The sequence below is a fragment of the Pseudomonas agarici genome (assembly GCF_001543125.1).
Classification (GTDB): Bacteria; Pseudomonadota; Gammaproteobacteria; order Pseudomonadales; family Pseudomonadaceae; genus Aquipseudomonas; species Aquipseudomonas agarici.
The window spans coordinates 2812843-2838811 of the sequence record NZ_CP014135.1; the positions used below are offsets into that span (position 1 = coordinate 2812843).

Consider the following 25969-nt stretch of genomic DNA (forward strand, 5'->3'; position numbering starts at 1 on the left):
TCCGGGATGCGCTCCGAACAAATAAGGCTGAGGAAAAAAAGCCGCAACCACTGGTCCGAACTGTCAGAAATGACAGTAGGCAGTTTTTTTAGGGGGTGGATAGTTTGGCGTGGATGGAAAAGCAGTTGTTTCCATTCTTTCGATCATGTCGATCGAAGGTCCGATTCGCAGGAGCGATATCATGTCCAACTCTACTGCTAAAAAAATACTGGGCTCGGTTTTTCTGTTGTTGAGTCTTTTGTGCGCGTTACCGGCCTCGGCCGCTATTGTGGGGTGTACTGGAACGCTGGGGGCCGTCATCTCGCCCGGACTCTCGCCGAGCCCGGCCTCCCAGACCATATCGGCGCAGGGCAGTGTCGTGTCGGTGGCGGGCTGTGCAATTGTGGGGACGTCCATTCAACCGGCCAGCCTCACGATAACCACCAGTTTCAGCGGCGCATCATGCACGGGTTTCACGTTGGCCACGCCGCCCGTCATGACGATTACCTGGGATGATAATACAACGGGAACGGCGACCTATGTATCTACAAGTCCGTCGTTCTTCCCACTGCCGTTCGGGCCCTTTGGCGCTCAATTCAAGATCGTCAGCGGCCCGCACGAAGTCAACCATACGATGTCTATCACTGCCAGTCCCCCCTTGAGCCTCGCACTATTGGGCTGCGCTCTTCTCGGTTCGAGGAAAGTCACCCACCTTGGGGCGCCCATCCTCTTTACTGTGAATTGATATTCAACTGTCTCATCGTTGTAATACGGGAAGCTCTGCTTCCCGTTTCAGGCGCTTGCGATGTCGATGCTCGAATATCTTAGCGCAACCAAATCTCGCTCACCGAATGATTGCCGGCCTTGCGCACCACCAGGTCGGCCCGTTTACGGGTCGGCAGGATATTTTCCAGCAAATTGACCCGGTTGATATCCCGCCAGATCTGCCGCGCCGCATCAGGCGCCTCCTCGGGTGTCAGGTCGGCCAGCTTGCGAAAGTAGGCGCCGCGTGCGCGGAAGGCGGTTTTCTGCAGCAGCAGGAAACGGTCCACGTACCACTGTTCGATATCCTCTTCCTCGGCATCCAGGTAGATCGAGAAGTCGAAGAAATCAGAGACAATGGTGCTCGGTTTCGGTTCGTCGGCGCCGTTCGTTTGCAGGACATTGAGCCCTTCGAAGATCAGGATATCCGGCCGATTCACCGTCTGGTGTTCGCCCGCTACGATGTCGTAGCTGATGTGGGAATAGATGGGCGCCCGGACTTCGCCTTCGCCGGCCTTGACGGCGGCGAGGAATTTGACCATTTGCCGGCGGTCGTAGCTTTCCGGAAAACCCTTGCGGTGCATGATGCCCTTGGCAACCAACGTGCTGTTGGGGTAGAGGAAACCATCGGTGGTCACCAGGGCGACGTTCGGATGGTCCGGCCAGCGCGCCATCAGGGCCTGCAGGACGCGGGCAAAAGTGCTCTTGCCCACCGCGACGCTGCCGGCGATGGCAATGATATAAGGCCCCCGTGGGCTTGCCCGACCAAGGAAGGTGTCCTTGATACCGGCCAGATGGCGGGCCGCGCCCACGTGCAGGCTGATCAGCCGCGACAGCGGCAGGTAGACGTTGGCGACGTCCTCCAGGGAGATGTCTTCGTTTACCCCGCGCAGAGTCGACAGATCCTCTTCCGAGAGCGTCAGGGGTGTGTTGGCGCGCAGGCCCGCCCACTCCGTGCGGTTCATTACCAGGTAGTCATCTGCGGTCATCGGTTACTGTCCCACGTCTCGTCAATGGGCGGATTATCCATCGACTGACCCTCGCGTGTCCGCAGCTCAGAATAATCTTTTGAATCCATTGGATATTCTGTAGCCTTGCGGCGCTGAAAAGCACTCCATGCCTGATGGATTTACTTTCCCGGTCGCCTTATGCTACATCAGCGCCGGGGTATACTCGACTTTCGCGCTTACGCGCTTGCAGGTCTTGCGAACATGACGCAGATTTCCGAACGCCTTCTGGTTCAAGCCCACCTCGACGCCAAGCAGCCCAAACCGTTGAGCGTCGAGCAAGAGGCGACCCTCCGTGCCGAGATCGCCGCCGAGCTCAAGGCTCGGGACGCGGTGCTGGTAGCCCACTTCTACTGTGACCCGGTGATTCAGGCCCTGGCCGAAGAAACCGGCGGCTGTGTGTCCGACTCCTTGGAAATGGCCCGTTTCGGCGCCGCTCACCCGGCCAGCACAGTGTTGGTGGCCGGCGTGCGGTTCATGGGCGAGACGGCGAAGATCCTCACCCCGGAAAAACGCATCCTGATGCCAACCCTCGAAGCCACCTGCTCGCTGGACTTGGGCTGCCCGGTGGAGGAGTTTTCCGCCTTCTGCGACCAACACCCGGAACGCACGGTGGTGGTGTATGCCAACACGTCGGCGGCGGTCAAGGCGCGAGCCGACTGGGTGGTGACCTCCAGCTGTGCGTTGGAAATCGTCGAGAGCCTGATGGACAACGGCGAAAAGATCATTTGGGCGCCGGATAAGCACCTGGGGCGCTATATCCAGAAACAGACCGGCGCCGATATGTTGCTCTGGGACGGTGCCTGCATCGTTCATGAAGAATTCAAGTCCAAGCAATTGGAAGACATGAAGGCGCTGTATCCCGATGCGGCGATCCTGGTGCACCCGGAATCCCCCGAATCGGTGATCGACCTCGCCGACGCAGTGGGCTCCACCAGCCAGTTGATCAAGGCGGCGCAAACCTTGCCGAACAAGACCTTTATCGTGGCCACCGACCGTGGCATTTTCTACAAGATGCAGCAGTTGTGTCCGGACAAGGTCTTTGTCGAAGCACCGACCGCCGGCAATGGCGCGGCCTGCCGCAGTTGCGCCCATTGTCCGTGGATGGCCATGAACACCCTCGAACGCACCCTGCAGTGCCTGCGCGAGGGTAACAACGAGATCTTCGTCGATCCCTCGATCATTCCCCGGGCGGTTCGCCCGCTCAAACGCATGCTGGATTTCACCCAGGCCGCGCGTTTGAAACTGGCCGGTAACGCCTGATCCGCCTTCACCGACAAACAGCCCTGAACCTGTTCAGGTCTGTTTGTCGGTGAAGGCTATCAACCGCCCATCATGTCCTTGACCATGCGTTCCTGGTCGATCATCTCTTTTTGCCGTGCATCGATGCGCGATGCCAGCTGGAAGTTCGGCGCACGGCGCTTAGCGAAGTCCAGTTGCTGAATGGCCTGTTTGAAGTCGCCTACCAGGGCAAAATACTCGGCCCGGGCCTGGTGCAGGCCGATGATATTACCGGATTGGCCACGGGTCTCGGCGATCTGGTACCAGATATCCGGATCGTCCGAACGCGTCTTGAGCAGGCTCACCAGGATCTTCTCCGCGTCGGCAGGCTTGTTCTGCTTGACCAATAGGTCGACATGGGCCTGGTTCAGCGGGTAATTGCCCGGATACAAGGCCAGCATCCGGTCGGTACGTGCCACGGCATCGGCAAGATGGCCGCTGGCGATATCGAGTTCGATCTGAGCCAGGTTGTAGATAATCTCGCTGGGGGACTTGACCAGCAGCGGCTTGAGGGTCTCTCGTGCGTCATTCAACTGGCTGCCCTTGATCTGCGCGATGGCCAGGCCGTAACGGGCAATATCGGACTTGGGGTTGTCGTCCAACTGGATGCGGAAACGCTTGGCCACCAGTCCCGGTGAGTCCTCGTATGAGAGCATCACGCGAGCGCGGATCAGTTGATAACGCAGGCTGTCTTCGATACCGCCGGGCTTGGCTTGTTCGGCACGGTTGCGGGTGTCGGCGATCCGCGATTCGGTGACCGGGTGGGTCAGGAGGAATTCCGGCGGCTTGGCATCGAAACGGTAGATGCGCATCAGGCGTTCGAACATGGTCGGCATGTTGCGCGGATCGTAGCCGGCCCTTTCCAGGTTGAGAATGCCGATGCGGTCGGCTTCCTGTTCATTCTGGCGAGAGAAGCGTTGCCTCTCCTGGAAAGCGGCGGCCTGTGTCCCGGCAATGGCCGCGATACCCGCGTCGCCACCGCCGGCGGCGGCAACGATAATTCCGGTCAGCAGCGCCGCCATCATCGGCAGTTGCATACGTTGCTGGGCTTCCACGCCTCGGGCGAAGTGGCGCTGCGACAAGTGCGCCAGTTCGTGGGCCAGTACCGAAGCATATTCGCCTTCGGTTTGCGCATTGAGGAACAGACCGCCGTTGATCCCGATGATGCCACCCGGAGCGGCGAAAGCGTTGAGTTGGTTGCTGTCGATCAGGATGAATTCCAGGCGTCGGTCCTGCACCTGGCTGGTTTCCACCAGCTTGTAGACCGTGGTTTCCACGTAATCCTTGAGCTGCGTGTCGTTCAATTGCTTGACCTGGCTGCGCAAAAGACTCAGCCAGGCACGACCCAGTTGATATTCCTGCTGGGGAGAGACGATGGCGGAACTGGCATCACCGAGTGACGGCAGGTCGTCGGCGAAGCCAGGGGCGGCGAGCAGGCAGGCGAGCGTCAACAGGGTGGGGCGCAGAAAAGTCATGCACAAGGCTCTAATTCGGCAAAGCCCTTACTTTAGCCGCACACCACGCGAACGACCAGAGGTGGCATCGCTTGGGCTATCCTAGTGGCCTAATAATCGACCCGGCGCGCCGCCAGGAGTGAAGTAATGACCGACGCTGTAAACTACGACGCCGAACTGGACGCCAGCGGCCTGACTTGTCCGCTGCCGTTGCTCAAGGCCAAGCTGGAACTCAATCGCCTGGTCAGTGGCGCCGTGCTCAGGGTGATCGCTACCGATGCCGGTTCGCAGCGCGACTTTCGTACCTTTGCCAGGCTGGCCGGGCACACGCTATTGCGCGAAGAGGAAGAAGCTGGGGTCTATCGTTACTGGTTGCGCAAGGCCTGATTCTCTGGCGCTGAAATTGCCGTCGATTTTTTAAGGAATATTGATGTTCAAGGTGTTGCGAGACTGGATCCAGCGCTATTTCTCCGATGAGGAAGCGGTGGTATTGGCGGTCCTGTTGTTCCTGGCGTTCACCGCCGTACTGACCCTGGGCAAGATGCTCGCGCCGGTATTGGCCGGGATGGTCTTGGCCTATCTGATGCAGGGGCTGGTGTTCGGCCTGGAGCGCATGCGGTTGCCTGGCGCGGCGGCGGTCGGCCTGGTATTCGCGCTGTTTATGGGCGGCCTGTTGCTGTTTATGCTGGTGGTGGTGCCGCTGCTCTGGCATCAGATGATCACCTTATTCAACGAGCTGCCGGGGATGTTGGCCAAGTGGCAGTCGTTGCTGTTGTTGCTGCCTGAGCGTTATCCGCACCTGGTGTCCGACGAGCAGGTGATGCAGGCCATCGAAGTGGCGCGGGGGGAAGTCGGCAAGTTCGGCCAATGGGCGCTGACCTTTTCCCTATCCAGCCTGCCGCTGCTGGTCAATATCATGATCTACCTGGTGCTGGTGCCGATCCTGGTGTTTTTCTTCCTCAAGGACCGGGCGACCATCCGTGACTGGGTACGTGGCTACCTGCCCCGCGAGCGGGCGCTGATTACCCGGGTCGCGGAGGAAATGAACCGGCAGATCGCCAACTACATTCGCGGCAAGGTGATCGAGATCATCATCTGTGGTGGCGTGACCTATGTCGCCTTTGTCGCGCTGGGACTCAACTACGCCGCTCTGTTGGCGTTGTTGGTGGGGCTGTCGGTGGTCGTGCCCTATGTCGGCGCGGTGGTGGTCACCGTACCGGTGATGCTGATCGCGCTGTTCCAGTGGGGCTGGAGCGATCAGTTCATCTACCTGATGGCGGTGTACGGGATTATTCAGACCCTGGACGGCAACGTACTGGTGCCGCTGCTGTTCTCCGAGGCGGTGAATCTGCACCCGGTGGCGATTATCTGTGCGGTCTTGCTGTTTGGCGGGTTATGGGGTTTCTGGGGAGTGTTCTTTGCGATTCCCCTGGCCACGCTGTTCAAGGCAGTGCTGGATGCCTGGCCGCGCAAGGAACCGATGGTGGCTCCGTTGCTGTAATCGCTAAGTTGAGAGGGCATTGGTAGTGGAGCTTGCCCGCGAAGCCTTGCCGGCCTCTTCGCGGACAAGTCAGCACGCGAGCCCGCTCATACCAACGCTGTAGAGATCAGGCTTTGTTCAGCACCTGGGCAGCTGCCAGCACCGCATCTACATGGCCCGGCACCTTCACGCCACGCCATTCCTGACGCAACACGCCTTTGGCATCGATCAGGAAGGTGCTGCGCTCGACACCCAGGTATTCCTTGCCGTAGAGCTTCTTCAGCTTGATCACGTCGAATAGCTGGCAGACAGCTTCATCCTTGTCACTGATCAACTCGAACGCAAACGCCTGCTTACTCTTGAAGTTCTCGTGGGATTTCAGGCTGTCGCGCGAAACACCGAAAACCTCGGTATTGGCGGCCTTGAACGCTGCGTATTGGTCGCGAAAGTCCTGGCCTTCGGTGGTGCAGCCGGGAGTGCTGTCCTTCGGATAGAAGTAGAGCACCACCTGCTTGCCCTTGAGGGCAGCGAGGCTGACGGTTTGCCCGCTGGTGGCCGGCGCCTGGAAATCGGTGACGGCTTCATTGATGAAAACGGCCATGCTGGCTCCTTACATGGGATTTTGTGGGCGCCACGGTTCGATCAGCGCGTCGAGGTTCATCGCGTCGGCGAAATCCAGGAACTGGTCGCGCAGCCAACTGATCTGCACACCGGCCGGCAGGGTCACGGTAAAGGTGGCGTTGAGCATAGTGCCGCCGGTCTGCGGCGCCAGGTAGGTGTCGCAAGTGAGGTTTTCCAGCTCGACGTTGTGGTCGATGAAAAACTGACACAACTCGTTGATGATGTCCGAGCGATAGGCCGAGCTGACATAAGCGACGTAAGGCAGTGCCTGTGGACGATTCTCCAGAGCACCGCTGCGCACCATGCTGACGATCAGGGCGTGCTTTTTCGCCAGGTTCGGCAGGCCCGCTTCGAGGCGAGCCAGGGCATCCCAACTGCCGGAAATCTGCAGGACCAACGCACTGTACTCGCCGTGGCGGGTCAGACGCGAGGTCACGACGGCGCAGCGATTTTCATGGCTGGCGCGGCACAGGACGTTGGTCAGCTCCATGGGGTTGGCGCCGAGGGCACTGATAACAAGGAATTGTTCGCGGACTGTGGGGGTGGACATGCAGCATTCCTAAAGCGATGAGCGGTCGGTACGACAAGGGCGTCGCGGGTCGGGTTCCGGTATTCACAAGTCATTGACCTCGCCGTGGATCAAACGCTTGCGCCGGGCTCAGGCAAGGGCGAGAGCGAGCAATGGCAAGGCTGGATCGGGTTTCGGGCAGCGAAAAGGAAGGCTGAAACCTGGCGCGTGACTGACTCAGTACCGATCAAAGTCTGAAGGGTAGCGAAAAGCAGCGCCAAGGGGAATGCTCATGGTGAGTACTTCGCTTGTACAAGGCTGATGGCGCCAGTACCATTACCGCTCTCTTTTTCCGGCAGGAGCGGTTGCATGATTGCGGGCAGTATGGTGGCACTGGTCACACCCATGGATGCACAGGGTCGTCTTGACTGGGACAGCCTGAGCAAACTGGTGGACTTCCACCTGCAAAACGGCACCAACGCCATTGTCGCGGTCGGCACCACAGGTGAGTCGGCTACCCTTGACGTGCACGAACACATCGAAGTGATTCGTCGTGTGGTTGACCGGGTGGCGGGGCGCATTCCGGTGATCGCCGGCACGGGTGCCAACTCGACGCGTGAAGCGATCGAACTGACCACCAATGCGAAAACCGCCGGTGCCGACGCCTGCCTGCTGGTTACCCCCTACTACAACAAGCCGACTCAGGAAGGCCTGTACCAGCATTTTCGAACCATTGCCGAAGCCGTCGATATCCCGCAGATCCTGTACAACGTACCAGGCCGTACCGCTTGCGATATGCAGGCCGAGACCGTCATTCGTCTGTCGACCGTGCCGAACATCATCGGAATCAAGGAAGCCACCGGCGACCTGGACCGTGCCAAGGCGATTCTGGCTGGCGTGAGCAGCGACTTCCTGGTCTATTCCGGCGACGACGCCACCGCGGTCGAGCTGATTCTGCTCGGCGGCAAGGGCAACATCTCGGTGACTGCCAACGTCGCCCCGCGTGAAATGAGCGAGTTGTGTGCCGCTGCGATGCGTGGCGACGCCGTCACCGCCCGGGCGATCCACCAGAAACTGATGCCGCTGAACAAGACCCTGTTCATCGAATCCAATCCTATTCCCGTGAAATGGGCGCTGCATGAGATGGGCCTGATGCCGGACGGTATCCGTCTACCGCTCACCTGGCTCAGCACCCCGAGTCACGAACCGCTGCGGCAGGCCTTGCGTCAGTCCGGCGTCCTGGTTTAATTGAGGAAATACACCGCATGAAGCGATTGGCCGGACTTTGCGCACTTGCCTTGATTATCTCCAGCACCAGCGGTTGTGGCTGGATTTGGGGCTCGGAAGGTTACTTCCGTGACCGTGGCAGCGATTACCTGGAGGCGCAACAGACACCTGCCATGCAGTTGCCGCCGGATATTTCCACCAGCAAGCGTCTCGACCCGCTGTTGCCTATTCCACGCAACGTCGCCACCGAAACGGTCAAGGGCGAATACGAAGTACCGCGTCCGCAGCCGTTGCAGGCAGCGGCCAGTGCCAGCGACTACAGCCTGCAGAAAAGCGGCGATTCGAGCTGGATCATGGGCCAACACGCCCCGGCTGAAGTCTGGTCGCTGGCCATGCAGTTCTTCCAGGACAACGGTTTTCGCATCGACTCCCAGCGCCCGCAGACCGGCGAGTTCACCACTGCCTGGCAGCGTGCCAACGAGCTGTCCGCAAACATAGCCCAGCGCTTGGGCACCGGCAGCTCCGCCGATACCGAAGCGCGTGTGCGGGTTCGTATCGAGCCGGGTGTACAGCGCAATAGCAGTGAAATCTACGTCGTCAGCGCCGAGCGTCCGGCGGGTAGCACCGCGAATGTCGATTTCACCACACGTTCGGTCAATATCGGTCGCGACTCGATCCTGATCGACGAAATGCTGTCGAGCATGAGCCGTAGCGCCGAGAAGGGCGGTTCGGTGTCGCTGCTGGCGGCACGTGATTTCGATACCCCGAGCCGTGTCAGCCTGAACCAGGACGGTAGCGGCAACCCGGTGCTCAATGTCGGCGAAGACCTGGACCGTGCCTGGTCGAGCGTCGGTCGTGCGCTGGAGCAGGGCGAATGGCGCGTTGAAGACATCAACCGCAGCCTGGGCCTGTACTACATCAACCTGGCGGAAAAAGCCGAGAGGAAAAACGAAGAGCCCGGCTTCTTCAGCAGGCTCTTTGGCAGTAAACCGGTCAAAGAAGAAATCGAAGCCCGTGCGGAGCGTTATCAGGTTCGCCTGAGCCAGGTCGGTGACAGCGTGCAGGTGACGGTCGAGAAGGACATCAACACCGTGGCGCCGGCTGAAGTAGCGCGCAAAGTGTTGGGCGTGATTCAAGACAACCTGGGCTGATTGCCATGCGTTTTGCCGTTCTCGGCAGTGGCAGCCGAGGGAACGGCACACTGATAGCCAGTGGCGACACCTGCGTGCTGGTCGATTGTGGTTTCTCCTTGCGTGAAACCGAGCGCCGCCTGGCGCGTCTGGGCATGAGTCCAGCGCAACTGAGCGCGATCCTGGTGACCCACGAACATGCCGACCATGTGCATGGCGTGGGTTTGCTGTCTCGGCGCTACAATCTACCGGTGTATCTCAGTCGCGGAACCTTGCGCGGGATGCGCAAGCCCATCGAACCTGCGGGTTTCGTGGCGGGTGGCGAGAGCTTACAGCTCGGTTCGCTGGCCATCGACATCGTCGCCGTGGCCCACGACGCCCTGGAGCCCACGCAGTATGTATTCAACGACGGTCGGCGGCGCTTCGGCCTACTGACCGACCTGGGATCGTACTGCGCCAGCGTCATGGACAGCTACAGTGGCCTCGATGCGCTGATGATCGAGGCCAACCATTGCCAGGACCTCCTGGCGCGGGGACATTACCCGACCTTTCTCAAACAGCGGGTCGGTGGTGAGCGGGGACATTTGAACAATCACCAGGCCGCGAGCCTGGTGGCCCAGTTGGGTTGGCAAGGCTTGCAACATCTGGTGCTGGCCCACTTGAGCAGCAAGAACAACCTGCCGCAGCTAGCCCGGCAATGTTTTGTCGGCACCCTCGGGTGCGACCCGGACTGGCTGCAATTGGCCGATCAAGATTCAGGGCTCGACTGGCGACACATCGCCTAGCCCCACAACTTAAACAAGCGGAGCCCATCATGGAAAAACGTGAAGAACTCTACCGCGGCAAAGCCAAGTCGGTCTACAAGACCGATGACGCCGACCGCTTGATCCTGCTGTTTCGCAACGACACCTCGGCGTTCGACGGCAAGCGCATCGAACAGCTCGACCGCAAGGGCATGGTGAACAACAAGTTCAATGCCTTCATCATGCGTAAACTCGAAGAAGCCGGCGTGCCGACCCAATTCGACAAACTGTTGGGTGACAACGAGTGCCTGGTGAAGAAGCTCGACATGATTCCGGTGGAGTGCGTGGTGCGCAACTACGCGGCGGGTAGCCTGGTCAAGCGCCTGGGTGTCGAAGAGGGCCTGAAGCTCGACCCGTATACCTTCGAACTGTTCCTCAAGGACGACGCCAAGGGCGACCCATTCATCAACGAATCCCACGTCGTAGCGTTCGGTTGGGGCACTGCCGAGCAACTGGTGCGCATGAAGGAACTGTCGCTTAAAGTCAACGAGGTGCTGAGCAAACTGTTCGACGACGCCGGTTTGCTACTGGTGGACTTCAAGCTGGAATTCGGTGTATTCCATGGTCAGATCGTCCTGGGTGACGAGTTCAGTCCGGACGGCTGCCGCCTGTGGGACAAGGAAACGCGCAAGAAAATGGACAAAGACCGCTTCCGCCAGGGCCTCGGTGATGTCATCGAAGCTTATGAGGAAGTCGCCAAGCGCCTGGGCGTACCGCTGTAATCGACGCAAGCATTTGATAGCACGTAATTTTTTTGCAATTGGGGCTTCGCTTCCGGCAAAAGTGTTGTTATGATGCGCGCCGTTGGAGAGATGCCAGAGTGGCCGAATGGGACGGATTCGAAATCCGTTGTACCTTCACCGGTACCTAGGGTTCGAATCCCTATCTCTCCGCCATATTTATCATCAAGGCCCTGATTTATCAGGGCTTTTTTGTACCTGCCTTTTGAGATCCATGCTGTAGACCATGCTGCGGGGCTGGATCATTGGCTATGGTATACGTTTCGGGCTTAAGCGGATGTCTTCAGCCTCGGTGCCTTCGGCTTTGACCAAATAGCGTTCGAAGGCGATCCTGTATCCCTTTCAATAGCTTTCGCCGTGGACACCCCATGACCTACACAGAAACTGAAGACCCCATACAAATTTCTGCGCAGGAGAGTGGTGCGTTTGAGCCCTCAACAATCGTCCAGGAAAATTTCTGCGCAGCGCTTCTAACGTATGGCCAATCATCTTCCACACGTCCGCTTCTTCTCAATGGAGATTGCCTGGCCGTGCTGAAGGCTCTCCCTGATGAGTCCGTTGATTTTGCAATGACGTCACCACCGTACTGGGGTAAGCGCGAATATCAAAACGGTGGCATAGGCCTGGAAAAAGACTACAGAGATTTTGTTTTAGACCTTTCTGCTGTGTTTTTGGAGCTGAAAAGGGTACTCAAGTCAACGGGATCATTTTGGCTAAATCTCGGCGATTCTTACAGTGGTAAAGGTTTGGTTGGAATACCTTGGAGAGTGGTTTTTGAGCTTACGGACAACCAAGGCTGGATACTCAGAAACAGTGTTATATGGAATAAGCTAAAAGGCGGTATGGATAACACTAAAGACCGTCTCGGCAACGTTCATGAGAATCTGTTTCATTTTGTGAAACAGGCCAAAAACTATTACTACAATGCTGACGCAGTCAGGTCCAAGCCTAGAGAGGCTAAAGTAGTAAACGGATCAATCGTTTCCGCAACCGGCGTGTCTGGTGTTCGGTACAAGCGGCAGATCGAGCTATCGACCTCATTAAGTGAGGTAGAGAAGTTGGCTGCGCATTCTGCATTGTCGTCTATCCTCGGCGATCTTTCTAATGGAAAAGTGTCTGATTTCCGTATGATTATTCGTGGGCAGCAAAGAACAACACACTCCGATAGCGAAAAAGTGTCTGGGCGAGCGAAAGAACTTCGCGACAAAGGTTTCTATTTTTTGAAATACCATCCTAAAGGGAGCAAGCCATCTGACGTCTGGGATATTATTCCTGAGGACACACAGGGACGCGAAACGCATTTTGCTCCTTATCCGTTGGATCTATGTCGTATACCGTTATTGGCCACTTGCCCTTGCGGTGGCATCGTGCTTGATCCGTTTTGTGGTACTGGAACGACGATGGTCGCAGCCCAACGACTTGGATTGAAGTCAGTGGGTATCGATATCTCCGAGCGGTATCTTGAGATGACCAGAGACAGGTGCAATACGCCGCTATGAGCAAAATAATCGAATTATTTGGGAAGGGCACACATAATCACTCCGTGGACTGGCATAGTGTTATCAATCACCAGCGCTGCTCTTACACCAATAAGCGTTGTTACAAAGTTAGGAAGTCTAATCCGGAGATTTCCATTGGCACTTGCAGCGTGCTGTACGGAAAAGCGTCGGAGCCAGTGATAATCTGTCCAGTTCGATTAATTGAGCGCAGGCAGATATTTACCGATTGCTTTCATTTGTTGACAACACATGAGCCCGGGAATGAACTTCATATCGTTCCTGAGGTTTCGATTCCGGGCGGTAGTGTGGATTATTTCCTGGTCTCGGTAAAAGATGGAAAGGTGAAGGACTTTGTGGGGATTGAGCTGCAGACGCTCGATACTACTGGCACTGTCTGGCCTGAGCGTCAGAGAATGCTAAAAGAGTTAGGGCTACCTAGGATCGATGGTGCTGAAGACTCTACTAAAACTTTCGGTATGAACTGGAAGATGACCGCAAAAACTATTTTGGTCCAAATGCATCATAAAGTTCAAACTTTTGAGCATATTAATAAGAAATTAGTGCTGGTTGTTCAGGATAAGCTTTTGAGTTATATGACCAGAGAGTTCAAATTTGACCATCTAAAAGCTCCCGCATTGATTAGTGATTCAATGCATCTTCATGCGTACAAAATGGATAATGCCGGTGCCGGAGACTACAAAATTTCAATGTCATCCCGCCTTAGTACAGATGCAGATGGTATCGGCATGTGTCTTGGGCTTCAGGCTGAGGCTCGCGTGGAGCTGGAAAAAGTATTGACAGCTTTACAAGTTAAAATTTCCGACCGCACTTTATTTCAGATTGTTGGCACACCCGAAAGTTTGGTGTGACGTATGGGTTAAGGTGTCGAGTCACTATGCGGATGCTGCTCACTGTAGTGTTCAAAGGCAATTGCCAAGTTACACAGCGCCGTTTCCCGACCCGACTTGGACATGTGCGCCACGTAGTCACCAGACAGATTGCTTGACTCGAACCGTTAATTGCGAGCGTGCGACACCGAAGCATTTGCTGACCCGCTTCACTGGTCGTCCCGGCAACAAGGGTGAGTGTGCAATCCATTTTCGTGATCGAGCGTTCTTCGCGGCCTCCTTGAGGATTTCTGCTCCCATCTTTTTTGCCCAGCATCCGTTGCAATTCACGGATCTGCTTGAGCGGGCGAAACGACGTCCTGTCTTTCATGAGTCTCGCTCATCCACACTCTTTTTAGCGCTGTACGAAATGGGAGGAAACCGCTCCACGCCCACTCTGGCATGGATATTTTGTAGAGTTGGCTACTATTCAAGGAAAGGAATCCTGTGATGCCAAAGCATTATGAACTTTCTGATAAGGCCTGGGACTTGGTCGCTGATCTTTTCACAGAGAGGCCTCACAGAGGTCGGCCTCGTGTCGATGATCGGCTAATGCTCGACGGTGTTCTCTGGATCCTCGGCTCCGGGGCAGCCTGGCGGGATATGCCTGAGCATTTCGGCCCCTGGTCAACGGTTTATCAACGGTTTCGAGATTGGCGCAACCGAGGAACGTTCGACAAAATGCTCAGGCGCTTACATCTCAGGCTGAATGAACAGGGTCTGATCGATTTGCAACCGTGGATGATCGATTCGACTGCCGCACGCGCAACCCGATCTTCGTCGCGTATCGTGAGAAAAGGCGGCTTGATGACCATGCGTTTTGCCGCCACCGTGGGAACTGACGACCAAGATCCATCTGCCGAGCGACGCCGATGCAGTTGCTGCTCTCAAGTGCGTGCGCTAAACCTTGCATCCGTGATGCCAGTATTCAGCGATATTTGAAGTTCGCTACTTAAAGGCCGTTGTGCAAAGTGTAATATTATATTTCTTCGTGGTTTTCTGGGGTTATATGAATTCCAACTCACTCAAGAAGATTTTTGCTTGCTATTTTTCAATGAGGCTTCCGTCGAGTAGTGGGTGTGAATAGCCTGGTTTTCCGCTGATTTAATGAGTAATACGAGCTTCCGTCAGGCTGATTTTCATTTTTGCGATTTCATGTTCGGCCTGTAATAGGGCGGGTGTTGCCTCGACTGCAAAGCGCTTTGAGTGTTGTGTGTGATTTACTGTGCACATCAATATTGGAAAGGGATTATATGTCTTTAGGATCAATCCTACATACAAAAAATAATTAACGATAGTTTGTATTTTTTGATTATTTAGTAGTTGTTTTTAAATTTAGGAGCTGATTAGAATTCTCTTGGGAAAATTTCCTACCCTGCAGTGCGCCAAGTACCACCTGTCGTTTCGGACTGCCTGGTTTTCATGATGTAACTTTTCTGCTTCGCTGGAGGATTTATGGCTTCAAGCAGCTTTCAAAATGAGGTGCCCAAGGCACGGATCAATATTAAGCTCGATTTGCACACCGGTGGCGCGCAAAAGAAAATCGAACTACCGCTTAAGCTGATGGTGATGGGCGATTACAGCAATGGCAAGGAGCAGCGCCCGTTATCTGAAAGAAACAAAACTGAAATTAATAAAAACAATTTCGACAGTGTGCTGGCCGAGTTTTCTCCGAGCCTGAAGTTGGCAGTGGAGAACACCCTGGCCGATGGCGATGTTGGCACCGCAGTCGCGCTGAGTTTCCAACGTATGAAAGATTTTGAGCCTGAGCAGGTAGCGCGACAGATTCCGCAACTGCGAGCGCTGCTGGCGATGCGCAATCTGCTGCGCGACCTCAAGTCCAACCTGCTGGATAACGCCACCTTTCGCCATGAGCTGGAGCGCATCCTCAAGGACGATGCGCTGAGTGAGGAACTGCGAGCTGAACTGGCCGCTCTGGTCCCGCAAGAAGATCGTTCATTGCCCTCGGCACGTTAATAAGGAAATTTTTCATATGTCCATAGAACAATCATCCGTACCCTCGCAGCAGACCAAACCCCACAACGCAGACAGCGGCCAGGGTATCTATGGTGCCTTGTTCGCCAAGATCAATCTCAGTCCGGTTGCGGCGTTGAATGGCATCGACGCTTTTCAACACACCGAGGCTCTCTCCGAGGCCTCTGCCGATGAACGGGTAACGGCGGCAGTCAGTGTATTCCTGGACCTGCTCAAACAGTCGTCGCATAAAGTCGAGCGCCTTGACAAAACTCTGCTGGATGAACACATTGCGTTGCTGGATGGACAGATCAGCCGTCAACTCGACGCAGTCATGCATCACCCTGAGTTTCAATGTATCGAGTCGACCTGGCGCGGCGTAAAGTCGCTGATTGATCAGACTGATTTTCGCCAGAATGTGCGTATCGAACTGCTGGATATTAGCAAGGATCATCTGGTCCAAGATTTCGAAGACGCTCCCGAGATTGCCCAAAGCGGATTGTATCTACATACCTACACCCAGGAATACGACACGCCGGGTGGCGAGCCGATAGCCGCGGCTATTTCCAACTATGAATTTAACCGCAGCCCGCAGGATATTGCCCTGCTGCGCAATATTTCCAAAGTAGCGGCTGCCGCTCATATGCCATTTATTGGTTCTGTCGGACCGGCGTTCTTTGGCAAACAGTCGATGGAGGAAGTGGCCGCCATCAAAGATATCGGCAACTACTTTGATCGCGCTGAATACATTAAGTGGAAGGCGTTCCGTGGCAGCGATGATTCCCGTTACATCGGTTTGCTCATGCCTCGGGTGTTGGCTCGCCTGCCTTATGGCCCGGACACCGTTCCGGTTCGCAGCTTCAACTATATCGAAAGCGTCAAGGGCCCGGATCACCAGAAATACCTGTGGACCAACGCTTCGTTCGCCTTCGCGGCCAACATGGTGAAGAGCTTCATCACCAACGGCTGGTGTGTACAGATTCGTGGGCCGCAATCGGGTGGCGCAGTCACCGAGCTGCCGATTCACCTCTACGACCTGGGCACGGGTAACCAGGTGAAGATTCCTTCCGAAGTGATGATTTCGGAGACCCGCGAATTTGAATTCGCCAACCTCGGTTTCATCCCGCTGTCGTATTACAAAAACCGCGACTATGCGTGTTTCTTCTCGGCCAACTCGGCCCAGAAACCAGGGCTGTATGACACCGCCGACGCGACCGCCAACAGCCGGATCAACGCGCGCCTGCCATACATCTTTTTGCTGTCGCGCATTGCCCATTACCTGAAGCTGATCCAGCGTGAAAACATCGGGACCACCAAGGACCGCCGTTTGCTTGAACTGGAGCTGAACAAGTGGATCGGTGGTCTGGTCACCGAAATGACCGACCCGGGCGACGACCTGCAAGCCTCCCACCCGCTACGCGATGCGAAAGTGACGGTGGAGGACATCGACGACAATCCCGGTTTCTTTCGCGTCAAGTTGTACGCCGTACCGCACTTCCAAGTGGAAGGCATGGACGTCAACTTGTCGCTGGTTTCGCAGATGCCCAAGGCAAAATCCTAAGCCGCTTCGTGGGGAAACGACGTCATGAAGATTGACCGCCCTCTATGGGCTGCGGGGGTCTTATTGTCTCCACAACAATTCCAGCAGCAAGCGCGCTGGGAGGCGTGGGCCAACGAGAGCCTGGCTCATTTGTCCCTTGTACACCCTTGGGGCGTCCTCGGTGTGGCATTCGACCTGCAGGCGTTGCGGCTGGGTAAGCTCAAGGCCACCCAACTACGAGTACGCATGCCTGACGGCACATTGCTTGATACTGACTATGTGGACCGGTTGCCACCTGCCTTGGAGCTGGCCAGCCTGCTACCCGCTGACGCCCAGACCGCCACGGTGCTGTTGGCGTTGCCGCTGGAGCAAGCCAATGGCAACAATTGTGTGTTCGAAGGCACGAGAGCCGACCGACCGACGCGTTATCGCCAGGATTGGCGGCAAGTGCAGGATATTTACGCAGACGAAATGCAATCGATGAGCGTGCTGGAGTACGCCTTGACCTTGCGTTTGGCTGACGATGAGAACGCAGATTATCTGACCTGCCCGATCCTGCGTCTGCTGCGCGACGGGCAGGGGGCTTGGAGTTTCGATCCTGATTATGTGCCGCCGTTGCTCAGTTTCGCAGCCCATCCGGGGCTGCTGAACCAACTGGATAACCTATTGACCCAATTGTCCGCCAAGCGTCAACGGCTGATGGGTATGCGCCGCGAGAGTAATCAGCGCATGGCCGACTTTGCCGTAGCCGACGTGTCGTTGTTCTGGCTGCTCAACGCGTTGAACACCTATCAACCGGTATTGGCAGATCTCAAGGCTCACCCCGCGCGGCATCCCGAACAGGTGTACCTGGAATTGATCAAGCTGGCCGGCAGCTTGCTGACCTTTTCGCTGGAACACGATATCGACAAGATTCCTGCCTATCGGCATGAACACTTGGAAAGCGTATTCCCGCCCTTGATGCGCACCCTCTCCACCTTACTGGAGGCCAGCCTGCCATCGCGGGTTATTGCCCTGATGCTGGAAGAAGTCGGGACCAACCGCTGGCAAGTCACGCTCAACGATGCCCGCCTGCGTGAGCCGGGCGGTGCTGACTTCTACCTGTCGGTGCGTTGCCGCCTGCCGGCGGCGCAGTTACTCAGCCAGTTCCCGCGCCTGTGCAAAGTGGGGACGCCGGACGATGTTGATTACTTGGTTAACGTGGCGCTTGACGGTGTTCCGTTACAGCCACTTAGCCATGTGCCGGCGGCTATTCCGCTGCGCTTGGAAAACCAGTATTTCGCCCTTGATCTTGGCCATGCCAAGGGGCAAGCGATGCTGGCTGAAGGAACCTGCGCTTTCTATGTACCGAGCACCTTGCTCGATATCAAGCTTGAACTGTTTGCGGTACTGCGCACATGAACCTGACTCCCTCGAAAAAACATCCCCTTACGGCACAGAACCTCGACGCGCTGCTGCAAGACAGCTACCTGCTGGTGGTGGAACTGCGCCAAGGTGCCTCGGTGCAAGACAGCTCGGGCCTGTGGCAACGCTGCGAGAAGCAGGTCGAACAGGTTCGACAGAGTCTCAATGAAGCCGGGGTGAACAAACGCTGCGTCGAATTGATCAGCCATGCGCAATGCGCGTTGCTGGACGAGACCGCGCTCGGCTGCGCCAAGGATGATGCCCATGCCCAGTGGGCAAGCCAGCCCTTGCAGACGCGGTTTTTCGGCAGTCACCAGGCAGGTGAGTTTTTGTATGAGGATATGCGCGAATCACTTCGCCAACCATCACCTGATGTGCTGGTGCTAACAGCATTCCAGCGGGTCTTGATGCTCGGATTTCGAGGTCGATACCACGCGGCGGACGACGCTGAACGTGAGCAGTTGCTGACGGCCTTGAATGCACGAGTGGCGCCTCTGGAGCTCAACCAGGCATTAACCACACAAGATGCTGGCCATCCAATAAACCCTCGGTACGGGGTGCGCTCACCATTGATTCATATCCTGGCGGCAGGCGGGTTGCTGGTCGGCGTCTGGTGGGGGCTGGACCATTGGCTGGGCAGTCTGATCGCCACGTTTGTGCCTGGTCAGGTGTGAGGACGTGATGACACTCAAGCTGACACGAGGCCTGTGGCTATGGGCCGGCACGCTGGCCCTGGTGCTTTTGATGATCATGCCGTTTGCGGGCTGGACACGTGCCGCGACCGCCTTGGTCGTTGTGATTGCGGTGTCCTGGGCTTGGATGCGAGCGGGGCAGCGTTTTGCCCGGTGGGGCCAGCAGTTGCTGCCAGCCGGCGATACCTCCCTGCCACCGATTGCCTACCGTCAGCCGGTGGTGTTGGTCTGTGGCGATGCTCTGAGCGGCTTGTTTGGCACGGTGGCTGCCGAGCAATTAACGCTGCGTACCACCTCGCGAGGGTGTTATGTGCGCGTGTCCACCCTTGAGCAATTATTACCGATTACCACGGGCATCCAGGCCTTGCGCCCGGATTGGCGTGGGCAACTCAGCGTAATGTTTGTCGCCAATCCGGGCGAGCACAACGACGCCTCAGAGCTGGTTGGCCAGGTGCGTGCCTTTTGCAATCAGCTCGCCCTGGCACGCAAGCGCGGCATTGCGCTACCGCTGATATTGGTGAGCTATCTGCAAGCTGCAAAAGGCCACGGGGCCTGGTTCAGCTGGGACGCCGGTCAGCCCAACCCTCTCGTGCGCGAGGCTGGTACCTGCATCAACCTGCCCGACTGGCAGCGGCAGGCCGCCGACAGCGCCAGCCACGCCACACGTTTGTGCAGTAGCGTTCAGATCAGCAGCGCGGCGACCTGGCTTAAGGACACGATACTCCCGCACTTCGCGGCACCTGACGCCCGCTATCCAATCGCCTGTGCCATTACTCTGGTGCCGGTTCTGCCCCAGAGGGTCGCCGGTAATCTGTGGCACCAATGGTTGCATGACAAGGTCGGCTTGAAGGATGCAGGGTCACCGCCGCCGGGGACGAACGCAGGCTTACCGTTTCCTGATCCCTTGCTGGACCTGCTGCCGCTCCACACCCGGCGCTCCCCGGCCCTGCGAGCGAGTATCCTGGCGTTGTGGTTGTTCGCGGGCGCCGCGCTCGTGGCCCTGGCTAGCTCGGCCTGGCAGAACAAGTTGCTGTTGCGCCAGGTCAGTGAAGACCTGCGGCATTACACTTCCATTGCCCCCGCCGACCGGCGTGACCAGCCCCAATTCGCCTTGCGCGAGAATGCTGTGGCAATCCTGCGCCAGGACGCCAGGCGCCTGAGTCACTACTACCGACACGGCGAGCCGCTGGCGCTGGGCCTGGGCTTGTATCGCGGCGAAGTGCTGCGGATGCCTCTGCTGGAGACCATCGCCAGCCATCGACAACCACCACTCCCCATGCCCGTGAAGATCCCCACTCCGGTGCGGCTGGACAGCCTGTCGCTGTTCGACACCGGACGCGCCGAACTCAAACCGGGCTCGACGAAGATCCTGATCAACGCCCTGGTCAACATCAAGGCCCAGCCGGGCTGGCTGATCGTCATCACCGGGCATACCGATGTCACCGGCAGCGCCGAGCAAAACCTTGCGCTGTCCCGCGCTCGGGCCGCCTCGGTGCGCGACTGGATGCGACGCATGGGCGATATCCCCGAAGGTTGTTTTGCTGTGCAGGGCGTAGGTGCCAACCAGCCGGTAGCCAGCAATGACACCCAGGCTGGGCGTGCGGCCAACCGTCGCGTCGATATCCGTCTGGTACCGGAAGTGGGGGCCTGCGCGCTGCCCACTGCGGTGCTGGATAGACACCCCCCTGTCGCATCAAGCGGCATTCAAATTTTGAGAGAAAGGAGCTTCACATGGCAATTCCCATCTACCTCTGGTTGCAAGATGACGGCGGCGCTCAAATCAAAGGGTCGGTAGACGTTCAAAAACGCGAAGGCAGCATCGAGGTGATCGCCCAGGACCACAGCCTGTACCTCCCCGCCGATGACAACACCGGCAAGCTGACCGGTGCTCGAGTTCATACCCCGTTCCAGTTTTCCAAGGAGATCGATGCCTCCAGTCCTTACCTGTACAAGGCGGTGACCACCGGCCAGACCCTCAAGAGCGCCGAATTCAAGTGGTACCGCATCGATGACGCCGGCCAGGAAGTCGAGTACTTCATCACCAAGCTGGAGAACGTCAAGATCGTAAAAGTCGCGCCAAAAATGCATGACGTCAAAGACCCGACCAAGGAAAAGCACAACCACTTGGAGCAGGTTGAGCTGCGCTACGAGAAAGTCACCTGGACCTACAAGGACGGCAACATCATTCACTCCGATTCCTGGAGCGAACGCCAGAGTGCCTGATGCGAGAGGACGGGCAGGCGGATTTTCGCCTGCCGGTTCGCGGTGTGCAGGGTTGAGCGTCCGTTCGCGGGCGCTCAGCCAAATACAGCGAACTGCCTGTGTCGACACATCGAAAATAAAGAACAAGGATGCACCCCATGGCCCAGAGTTCCACCCGTCTGCTGCGTCGTCTCAACCCCTATTGCGCTCAGGCACTGAGCGCGGCGGCCTCCTTGTGCCAGAGCCGCGCCCACGGACTGATCAGTATTGAGCACTGGTTGCTCAAGTTGCTGGAACAGGGTGAGGGCGACCTGACCCTTATCGCCCGGCGCTACGAATGGGACACGGATGCGATCTGGCGTGGCCTGCTCGATCACCTCGACACCTTGCCGCGCAGTGTGCAGGACAAGCCGCAGCTATGCGCCAAGCTGCAACAACTGATCAAGAGCGCTTGGTTGCAGGCATCCCTGGACGGCGATAACGACACCCTGCGCTCGGCCCACCTGCTCGGCGCGCTGCTGGAGACGCCCGGCTTGCTCGCCTGTGAAGCCGCCTGGCCGCTGTTCAGTATCAGCGATAGCCAGCTGCAGCGTTTGTTTGTGCTGCTCGACCAGCACTCCGAAGAGCGCCCACAAGTACAGCGAGAAGCCGCGCTGGAGCGTACCGGGGTGTCAGTTTCATCCGGCACCGATACGTCGGGCGCGTTGCAAGTCATCTTGGATAAATTTACCCAGGACCTCACCGCCAAAGCCAGGGCAGGGCAGATCGACCCGGTGTTTGGTCGTGACGATGAAATCAGGCAAGTCATCGATATCCTCAGCCGGCGACGCAAGAACAACCCGATCCTGGTGGGTGAGCCTGGAGTGGGCAAGACCGCTCTGGTTGAAGGTTTGGCATTGCGCATCGCCGAGGGCAATGTCCCCGACAATCTCAAACCGGTCAGCGTGCTCACCCTGGATTTGGGCCTGTTACAAGCCGGTGCCGGAGTAAAAGGTGAATTCGAACAACGCCTGCAAAACGTCATCGAGGCGGTGCAGCAATCGCCTCACCCGGTGCTGCTGTTTATCGACGAGGCCCACACCCTGATCGGCGCCGGTAACCAGGCCGGCGGCGCGGACGCCGCCAACTTGCTCAAGCCCGCGCTGGCGCGCGGCGAGTTGCGCACTATCGCCGCCACCACCTGGAGCGAATACAAGCAGTATTTTGAGCGCGATGCCGCCCTGGAGCGCCGTTTCCAGATGGTCAAGGTCGACGAGCCGGACGACACCAACGCCAGCCTGATGCTGCGCGGCCTCAAGGCGCGTTATGCCCGTCACCACGGCGTGCATATTCAGGACGCGGCGGTACAAGCTGCGGTCAGCCTCTCGCGGCGCTACCTGAGCGGTCGCCAACTGCCGGACAAAGCCGTCGACCTGCTCGACACCGCCAGCGCACGGGTGCGTATGAGCCTGGACTGCGAGCCCCAGGCGCTGGTCCGCCTCAAGGCCCGGCAAGGCGCCCTGAAGTTGGAGCGCCAAGCCCTGGAAGAAGACCTGCAACTGGGCGGCAGCCCTGCCAGCGAGCGTCTGGCGATAATTGCCGCGCAATCTGCCGACTTGCACCGTCAGCAACTTGAGTTCGAGGTGCAATACCGCCACGAACTCGACCTCACTCAACAATTGCTCGACGCCCGCCAGGCCGAACCCCAACGGATGGACGCTTGCCTGCAACTGCAACAACGACTGAGCAACGCCCAGGGCAACCAGCCATTGCTGTCCCTTGACGTCAATGCGCGTAGCGTGGCCGAAGTGATCGCCGACTGGACGGGGATACCCCTGGGCAGTCTGCTCAAGGACGAACAAGCCAACCTGCTGGAGTTGGAGCAACAATTGGCCGAACAGGTGATCGGCCAGAACCCTGCCCTCGGTGCCCTGGCCCAACGTTTGCGCGCGGCCAAGACCGGCCTGACGGATGAAAAAGCGCCACTGGGCGTGTTCCTGCTGGTAGGCACCAGTGGCGTCGGCAAGACCGAAACCGCGCGGGCCCTGGCTGACAGGCTGTTCGGTGGCGAAAAATCGCTGATCACCATCAACCTCTCGCAATACCAGGAAGCTCATACCGTCAGCCAACTCAAGGGCTCGCCGCCGGGCTACGTCGGTTATGGCCAGGGCGGCGTGCTCACCGAAGCCGTGCGCCAACGACCCTACAGCGTGGTGCTGCTCGACGAAGTAGAAAAAGCGCACCGCGACGTCCTCAACCTGTTTTACCAAGTCTTCGACCACGGCTGCATGCGCGATGGCGAAGGGCGGGAAATCGACTTTCGCAACACCGTCATTCTCATGACTTCCAACCTGGGTAGCGATGAACTGCAAGCCTGCTTGCAAGAGTTCCCCGACACGCCGGACAGCACCCTGCACGCATTGCTGCGTCCCATCCTGCGGGAACACTTTCAGCCGGCCTTGCTGGCCCGCTTCCAGACGTTGATTTATCGCCCACTACAAGCCGACGCCCTCAAACGCATCGTCGCAATCAAGCTCGCCCAGGTTGCCAGGCGCTTGCAGCGTCACTACGGGCTGGACTGCCAGATCGACGCTGCCCTCAACGAGGCCCTGGTTGCCGCCTGCCTGCTGCCCGACACCGGAGCGCGCAACATCGACAGCTTGCTCAACCAGCAGATCCTGCCGGTGCTCAGCCGGCAATTACTACAACGCCAGGCTGCCCAGCAGAAAACTCTCGGCGTAACCCTCGGCTACAGCGATGAGGAAGGCATTGTCCTGAACTTCATCGACGCCCTGGAGGCCTGAACATGCTCAACCCACCGCGCCCGATCTTCGACCATAGCCGGCACACACTCAGCGTTTACGGGGTTGACGCCTTGCTCGACGTCCTCACCTTTCAGGGCACCGAGGGCCTGAGCCAACCGTTCAACTACTGCGTGGAATTCACCTGCACCGACTGCGATATCGACGTCGAAAAAATGCTCGGCCGCAGCGCCACTTTCAGCCTGCATAGCGCGCCGCGTAAGTGGCCGTACCTGGGCCTGAGCGTACCGCCGGTCAAGCCGTTACGCACCTTGCACGGCGTGATCACCGGCTTCAAGCGCCTGTCCGGCTCCGTCGATGAAGCCCGCTACGAAATCACCCTGCAACCGCATCTGGCGCTGCTGGGCCGAGGCCAACAATTTCGTATTTACCAACACCAATCGGTGCCGGAAATCGTCGAAAATGTCCTGCGCAGCCGCCACGACTTCCGAGGCCAGGACTTTCTTTTCAGCCTGGCGCGCGACTACCCCAAGCGCGCGCAGGTCATGCAATACGGCGAAAGCGATCTGGCCTTTATTTCCCGCCTGCTGGCCGAGGTCGGCATCTGGTACCGCTTCACCTACGACGAACGCCTGAACATCGACGTGGTGGAATTCCACGACGACCAACGCCACTACCAATTCAACGTCGAGCTGGCCTACCGCCCGCCCGCCGGACTGAGCAACAGCGAGCAGGATCGGGTGTGGCAACTGCAAGCGAGCCACCGGGTGGTGGAACAGCGCGTCACCATTCGCAGCTATCACCACCGGGTGGCCCACGCCTACCTGGACGGCGACATCGACCAAACCCGTGGCGCCCGTACCACTTACGGCGAGGCCTATCATTTCGCCGAGGCCTACAGCACCTTGGGCGATCCGCATGCCTATGACGAAGACCTGCAAAGCGAAAGTGGTTTTTTCTATGCGCGCCTGCGTCACGAGCGTTACCTCAATGACCAGACCCAGCTCAGCGGGATCAGCACCAGCGCCACCCTGGCCCCTGGCCAGGTCCTGAAAATCAGCGACGGCGCCCCGCAGGCGTTTGCCCCCGGCGCGGTGATCACCCGACTGACCACCCGCGCCGCACGGGATCGTAGCTTTGAAGTCAGCTTCGAGGCCATTCCCTACTCGGAGCGGGTGTGTTTTCGTCCCGCGCTGCAAGACAAACCGCAAATCGCCGGCACCGTCCCGGCTCGGATCAGCAGCTCCCTGGCCAACGACCCTTATGGCCACATCGACAGTGAAGGGCGTTACAAAGTCTGCTTCCTGTTCGACCGCGACACCTGGAAACTCGGCGCGGAAAGCCTCTGGCTGCGCCTGGCCCGCCCCTATGCGGGCGACACCTACGGTTTGCACCTGCCACTGCTTGCCGGCATCGAAGTGGCCATTGCCTTCGAACAAGGCGACCCGGACCGTCCCTACATCGCCCACGCCCTGCACGACAGCCAGCACCCCGACCATGTGGCCTTGCCGAACTACAAACGCAACGTGCTGCGCACGCCGGCCAATAACAAACTGCGCATGGACGACACGCGGGGCCAGGAGCATATCAAGCTCAGTACCGAACACAGTGGCAAGAGCCAGCTCAACCTGGGGCATGTGGTGGATGCGCGGAAAAAAAAGCGCGGAGAAGGCTTTGAGTTGCGCACCGATGGTTGGGGCGCCATACGGGCGGGGAACGGCATTTTCATCAGTGCCGACAGACAACCCAAGGCACAGGGCCAGGTGCTGGAAATGGACAGCGCCCTGGACCGTTTGCAACAGGCCGGCGAGCAGTTGCGCAAACTCTCCGTGGATGCCCAGGCGAGCGCAGCCGAACCCGCCGATGTGCAAGCGCAACTGAACCTGCTCAGGCAAGACCTGCAACAGTTGCAATCCAGCGTATTACTGCTCAGTGCCCCACAGGGCATAGCGCTCGCCAGCGGCCAGCACCTGCAACTGGCGGCGCAAAACAACCTGATGCTCAACGCCGGTGGCGAAGCCGACATCAGTGTGGTCAA

At 58.0% G+C, this 25969-nt stretch carries 22 protein-coding genes, 1 tRNA gene and 2 pseudogenes; 20 read left to right on the plus strand and 5 right to left on the minus strand.

What is annotated here, in order from left to right; genetic code table 11:
• Positions 1-181: 181 nt before the first annotated feature.
• The gene (locus tag AWM79_RS24385; protein ID WP_074861864.1) at positions 182-724 is read left to right on the plus strand and encodes a hypothetical protein; all 543 of its coding nucleotides are present in this window, start codon (positions 182-184) and stop codon (positions 722-724) included.
• A gap of 79 nt (positions 725-803) precedes the next feature.
• Here AWM79_RS24385 and coaA read toward each other — a convergent pair whose 3' ends face one another.
• Entirely contained in the window at positions 804-1730 is a 927-nt protein-coding gene (gene coaA, locus AWM79_RS12460) for a type I pantothenate kinase (RefSeq protein WP_017132012.1), read from the minus strand.
• Positions 1731-1952: 222 nt separating this feature from the next.
• Here coaA and nadA point away from each other — a divergent pair, with 222 nt between their 5' ends.
• On the plus strand, positions 1953-3011 hold the full coding sequence (gene nadA, locus AWM79_RS12465; protein WP_060782976.1) for a quinolinate synthase NadA: 1059 nt from the start codon (positions 1953-1955) through the stop codon (positions 3009-3011).
• 59 nt (positions 3012-3070) lie between these two features.
• Here the strand turns inward: nadA and AWM79_RS12470 are convergent, their stop codons facing one another.
• Complete coding sequence (locus AWM79_RS12470) at positions 3071-4504, minus strand: M48 family metalloprotease (protein WP_060782977.1); 1434 nt, start codon at positions 4502-4504, stop codon at positions 3071-3073.
• Between the two features lie 126 nt (positions 4505-4630).
• Here AWM79_RS12470 and AWM79_RS12475 point away from each other — a divergent pair, with 126 nt between their 5' ends.
• Together AWM79_RS12475 and AWM79_RS12480 are read left to right on the plus strand one after the other, a co-directional pair.
• Positions 4631-4870: a sulfurtransferase TusA family protein gene (locus AWM79_RS12475; RefSeq protein ID WP_060782978.1), complete on the plus strand. Its 240-nt coding sequence runs from the start codon at positions 4631-4633 to the stop codon at positions 4868-4870.
• Positions 4871-4913: 43 nt separating this feature from the next.
• Positions 4914-5984 carry an AI-2E family transporter gene (locus AWM79_RS12480; protein ID WP_017132016.1) on the plus strand — a complete coding sequence of 357 codons (1071 nt, stop codon included), beginning with the start codon at positions 4914-4916 and terminating at the stop codon, positions 5982-5984.
• A 106-nt stretch (positions 5985-6090) separates the two neighbouring features.
• Here AWM79_RS12480 and AWM79_RS12485 read toward each other — a convergent pair whose 3' ends face one another.
• Together AWM79_RS12485 and AWM79_RS12490 are read right to left on the minus strand one after the other, a co-directional pair.
• Positions 6091-6564: a peroxiredoxin gene (locus AWM79_RS12485; protein WP_060782979.1), complete on the minus strand. Its 474-nt coding sequence runs from the start codon at positions 6562-6564 to the stop codon at positions 6091-6093.
• Positions 6565-6573: 9 nt separating this feature from the next.
• The gene (locus AWM79_RS12490) at positions 6574-7134 is read right to left on the minus strand and encodes a glycine cleavage system transcriptional repressor (RefSeq protein WP_017132018.1); all 561 of its coding nucleotides are present in this window, start codon (positions 7132-7134) and stop codon (positions 6574-6576) included.
• Positions 7135-7461: 327 nt separating this feature from the next.
• Here AWM79_RS12490 and dapA point away from each other — a divergent pair, with 327 nt between their 5' ends.
• The 7 genes from dapA (at position 7462) to AWM79_RS12525 (ending at position 13360) form a co-directional block, all read left to right on the plus strand.
• Positions 7462-8340 carry a 4-hydroxy-tetrahydrodipicolinate synthase gene (dapA, locus tag AWM79_RS12495; RefSeq protein WP_060782980.1) on the plus strand — a complete coding sequence of 293 codons (879 nt, stop codon included), beginning with the start codon at positions 7462-7464 and terminating at the stop codon, positions 8338-8340.
• Positions 8341-8357: 17 nt separating this feature from the next.
• Entirely contained in the window at positions 8358-9470 is a 1113-nt protein-coding gene (gene bamC / locus AWM79_RS12500; protein WP_060782981.1) for an outer membrane protein assembly factor BamC, read from the plus strand.
• 5 nt (positions 9471-9475) lie between these two features.
• A complete protein-coding gene (locus tag AWM79_RS12505) occupies positions 9476-10234 on the plus strand; it encodes an MBL fold metallo-hydrolase (protein WP_017132021.1) in 759 nt (252 codons plus the stop codon).
• 29 nt (positions 10235-10263) lie between these two features.
• A complete protein-coding gene (gene purC, locus AWM79_RS12510) occupies positions 10264-10974 on the plus strand; it encodes a phosphoribosylaminoimidazolesuccinocarboxamide synthase (RefSeq protein WP_017132022.1) in 711 nt (236 codons plus the stop codon).
• A gap of 84 nt (positions 10975-11058) precedes the next feature.
• Positions 11059-11148 (plus strand) — tRNA-Ser (locus AWM79_RS12515).
• A 212-nt stretch (positions 11149-11360) separates the two neighbouring features.
• A complete protein-coding gene (locus AWM79_RS12520) occupies positions 11361-12491 on the plus strand; it encodes a DNA-methyltransferase (protein ID WP_082712614.1) in 1131 nt (376 codons plus the stop codon).
• Positions 12488-13360 (plus strand): NotI family restriction endonuclease, encoded by an 873-nt coding sequence (locus AWM79_RS12525; RefSeq protein WP_060782982.1) that lies wholly within the window; start codon positions 12488-12490, stop codon positions 13358-13360. The genes AWM79_RS12520 and AWM79_RS12525 overlap by 4 nt, the downstream gene beginning before the upstream one ends.
• Positions 13361-13486: 126 nt before the next feature.
• Here the strand turns inward: AWM79_RS12525 and AWM79_RS25610 are convergent.
• Positions 13487-13682: pseudogene (locus AWM79_RS25610) on the minus strand (IS3 family transposase); the annotation flags it as partial.
• 146 nt (positions 13683-13828) lie between these two features.
• Here AWM79_RS25610 and AWM79_RS12530 point away from each other — a divergent pair.
• The 9 genes and pseudogenes from AWM79_RS12530 to AWM79_RS12570 all read left to right on the plus strand — a co-directional run.
• Positions 13829-14258, plus strand: a pseudogene (locus AWM79_RS12530) (IS5 family transposase); the annotation flags it as partial.
• Positions 14259-14833: 575 nt separating this feature from the next.
• On the plus strand, positions 14834-15355 hold the full coding sequence (gene tssB, locus AWM79_RS12535; RefSeq protein WP_060782984.1) for a type VI secretion system contractile sheath small subunit: 522 nt from the start codon (positions 14834-14836) through the stop codon (positions 15353-15355).
• A gap of 16 nt (positions 15356-15371) precedes the next feature.
• Positions 15372-16913 (plus strand): type VI secretion system contractile sheath large subunit, encoded by a 1542-nt coding sequence (gene tssC / locus AWM79_RS12540; RefSeq protein WP_060782985.1) that lies wholly within the window; start codon positions 15372-15374, stop codon positions 16911-16913.
• 24 nt (positions 16914-16937) lie between these two features.
• Positions 16938-18293, plus strand: a complete 1356-nt coding sequence (tssK, locus tag AWM79_RS12545) for a type VI secretion system baseplate subunit TssK (protein ID WP_060782986.1) — start codon at positions 16938-16940, stop codon at positions 18291-18293.
• Positions 18290-18970, plus strand: a complete 681-nt coding sequence (tssL, locus tag AWM79_RS12550) for a type VI secretion system protein TssL, short form (RefSeq protein WP_017133234.1) — start codon at positions 18290-18292, stop codon at positions 18968-18970. The genes tssK and tssL overlap by 4 nt, the downstream gene beginning before the upstream one ends.
• 7 nt (positions 18971-18977) lie before the next feature.
• Positions 18978-20783, plus strand: coding sequence for an OmpA family protein (locus AWM79_RS12555; protein WP_156430174.1), 1806 nt, complete (start codon positions 18978-18980; stop codon positions 20781-20783).
• Positions 20720-21211 carry an Hcp family type VI secretion system effector gene (locus AWM79_RS12560; RefSeq protein WP_017133233.1) on the plus strand — a complete coding sequence of 164 codons (492 nt, stop codon included), beginning with the start codon at positions 20720-20722 and terminating at the stop codon, positions 21209-21211. Before AWM79_RS12555 ends, AWM79_RS12560 begins: the two co-directional genes overlap by 64 nt.
• A gap of 137 nt (positions 21212-21348) precedes the next feature.
• Complete coding sequence (gene tssH / locus AWM79_RS12565) at positions 21349-23973, plus strand: type VI secretion system ATPase TssH (protein ID WP_060782987.1); 2625 nt, start codon at positions 21349-21351, stop codon at positions 23971-23973.
• Positions 23974-23975: 2 nt separating this feature from the next.
• On the plus strand, positions 23976-25969 hold a 1994-nt coding region (locus tag AWM79_RS12570), incomplete at its 3' end, for a type VI secretion system Vgr family protein (RefSeq protein ID WP_082712615.1).

Coding starts and splice junctions, on each gene's coding strand:
- tssC (WP_060782985.1), top strand. CDS start 15,372: ATGTCCATAGAACAATCATCCGTACCCTCGCAGCAGACCAAACCCCAC.
- bamC (WP_060782981.1), top strand. CDS start 8,358: ATGAAGCGATTGGCCGGACTTTGCGCACTTGCCTTGATTATCTCCAGC.
- dapA (WP_060782980.1), top strand. CDS start 7,462: ATGATTGCGGGCAGTATGGTGGCACTGGTCACACCCATGGATGCACAG.
- AWM79_RS12560 (WP_017133233.1), top strand. CDS start 20,720: ATGGCAATTCCCATCTACCTCTGGTTGCAAGATGACGGCGGCGCTCAA.
- AWM79_RS12485 (WP_060782979.1), bottom strand. CDS start 6,564: ATGGCCGTTTTCATCAATGAAGCCGTCACCGATTTCCAGGCGCCGGCC.
- AWM79_RS12480 (WP_017132016.1), top strand. CDS start 4,914: ATGTTCAAGGTGTTGCGAGACTGGATCCAGCGCTATTTCTCCGATGAG.
- tssK (WP_060782986.1), top strand. CDS start 16,938: ATGAAGATTGACCGCCCTCTATGGGCTGCGGGGGTCTTATTGTCTCCA.
- AWM79_RS12520 (WP_082712614.1), top strand. CDS start 11,361: ATGACCTACACAGAAACTGAAGACCCCATACAAATTTCTGCGCAGGAG.
- tssB (WP_060782984.1), top strand. CDS start 14,834: ATGGCTTCAAGCAGCTTTCAAAATGAGGTGCCCAAGGCACGGATCAAT.
- AWM79_RS12505 (WP_017132021.1), top strand. CDS start 9,476: ATGCGTTTTGCCGTTCTCGGCAGTGGCAGCCGAGGGAACGGCACACTG.
- AWM79_RS24385 (WP_074861864.1), top strand. CDS start 182: ATGTCCAACTCTACTGCTAAAAAAATACTGGGCTCGGTTTTTCTGTTG.
- coaA (WP_017132012.1), bottom strand. CDS start 1,730: ATGACCGCAGATGACTACCTGGTAATGAACCGCACGGAGTGGGCGGGC.
- AWM79_RS12525 (WP_060782982.1), top strand. CDS start 12,488: ATGAGCAAAATAATCGAATTATTTGGGAAGGGCACACATAATCACTCC.
- nadA (WP_060782976.1), top strand. CDS start 1,953: ATGACGCAGATTTCCGAACGCCTTCTGGTTCAAGCCCACCTCGACGCC.
- AWM79_RS12555 (WP_156430174.1), top strand. CDS start 18,978: ATGACACTCAAGCTGACACGAGGCCTGTGGCTATGGGCCGGCACGCTG.
- AWM79_RS12475 (WP_060782978.1), top strand. CDS start 4,631: ATGACCGACGCTGTAAACTACGACGCCGAACTGGACGCCAGCGGCCTG.
- AWM79_RS12490 (WP_017132018.1), bottom strand. CDS start 7,134: ATGTCCACCCCCACAGTCCGCGAACAATTCCTTGTTATCAGTGCCCTC.
- tssH (WP_060782987.1), top strand. CDS start 21,349: ATGGCCCAGAGTTCCACCCGTCTGCTGCGTCGTCTCAACCCCTATTGC.
- AWM79_RS12470 (WP_060782977.1), bottom strand. CDS start 4,504: ATGACTTTTCTGCGCCCCACCCTGTTGACGCTCGCCTGCCTGCTCGCC.
- tssL (WP_017133234.1), top strand. CDS start 18,290: ATGAACCTGACTCCCTCGAAAAAACATCCCCTTACGGCACAGAACCTC.
- purC (WP_017132022.1), top strand. CDS start 10,264: ATGGAAAAACGTGAAGAACTCTACCGCGGCAAAGCCAAGTCGGTCTAC.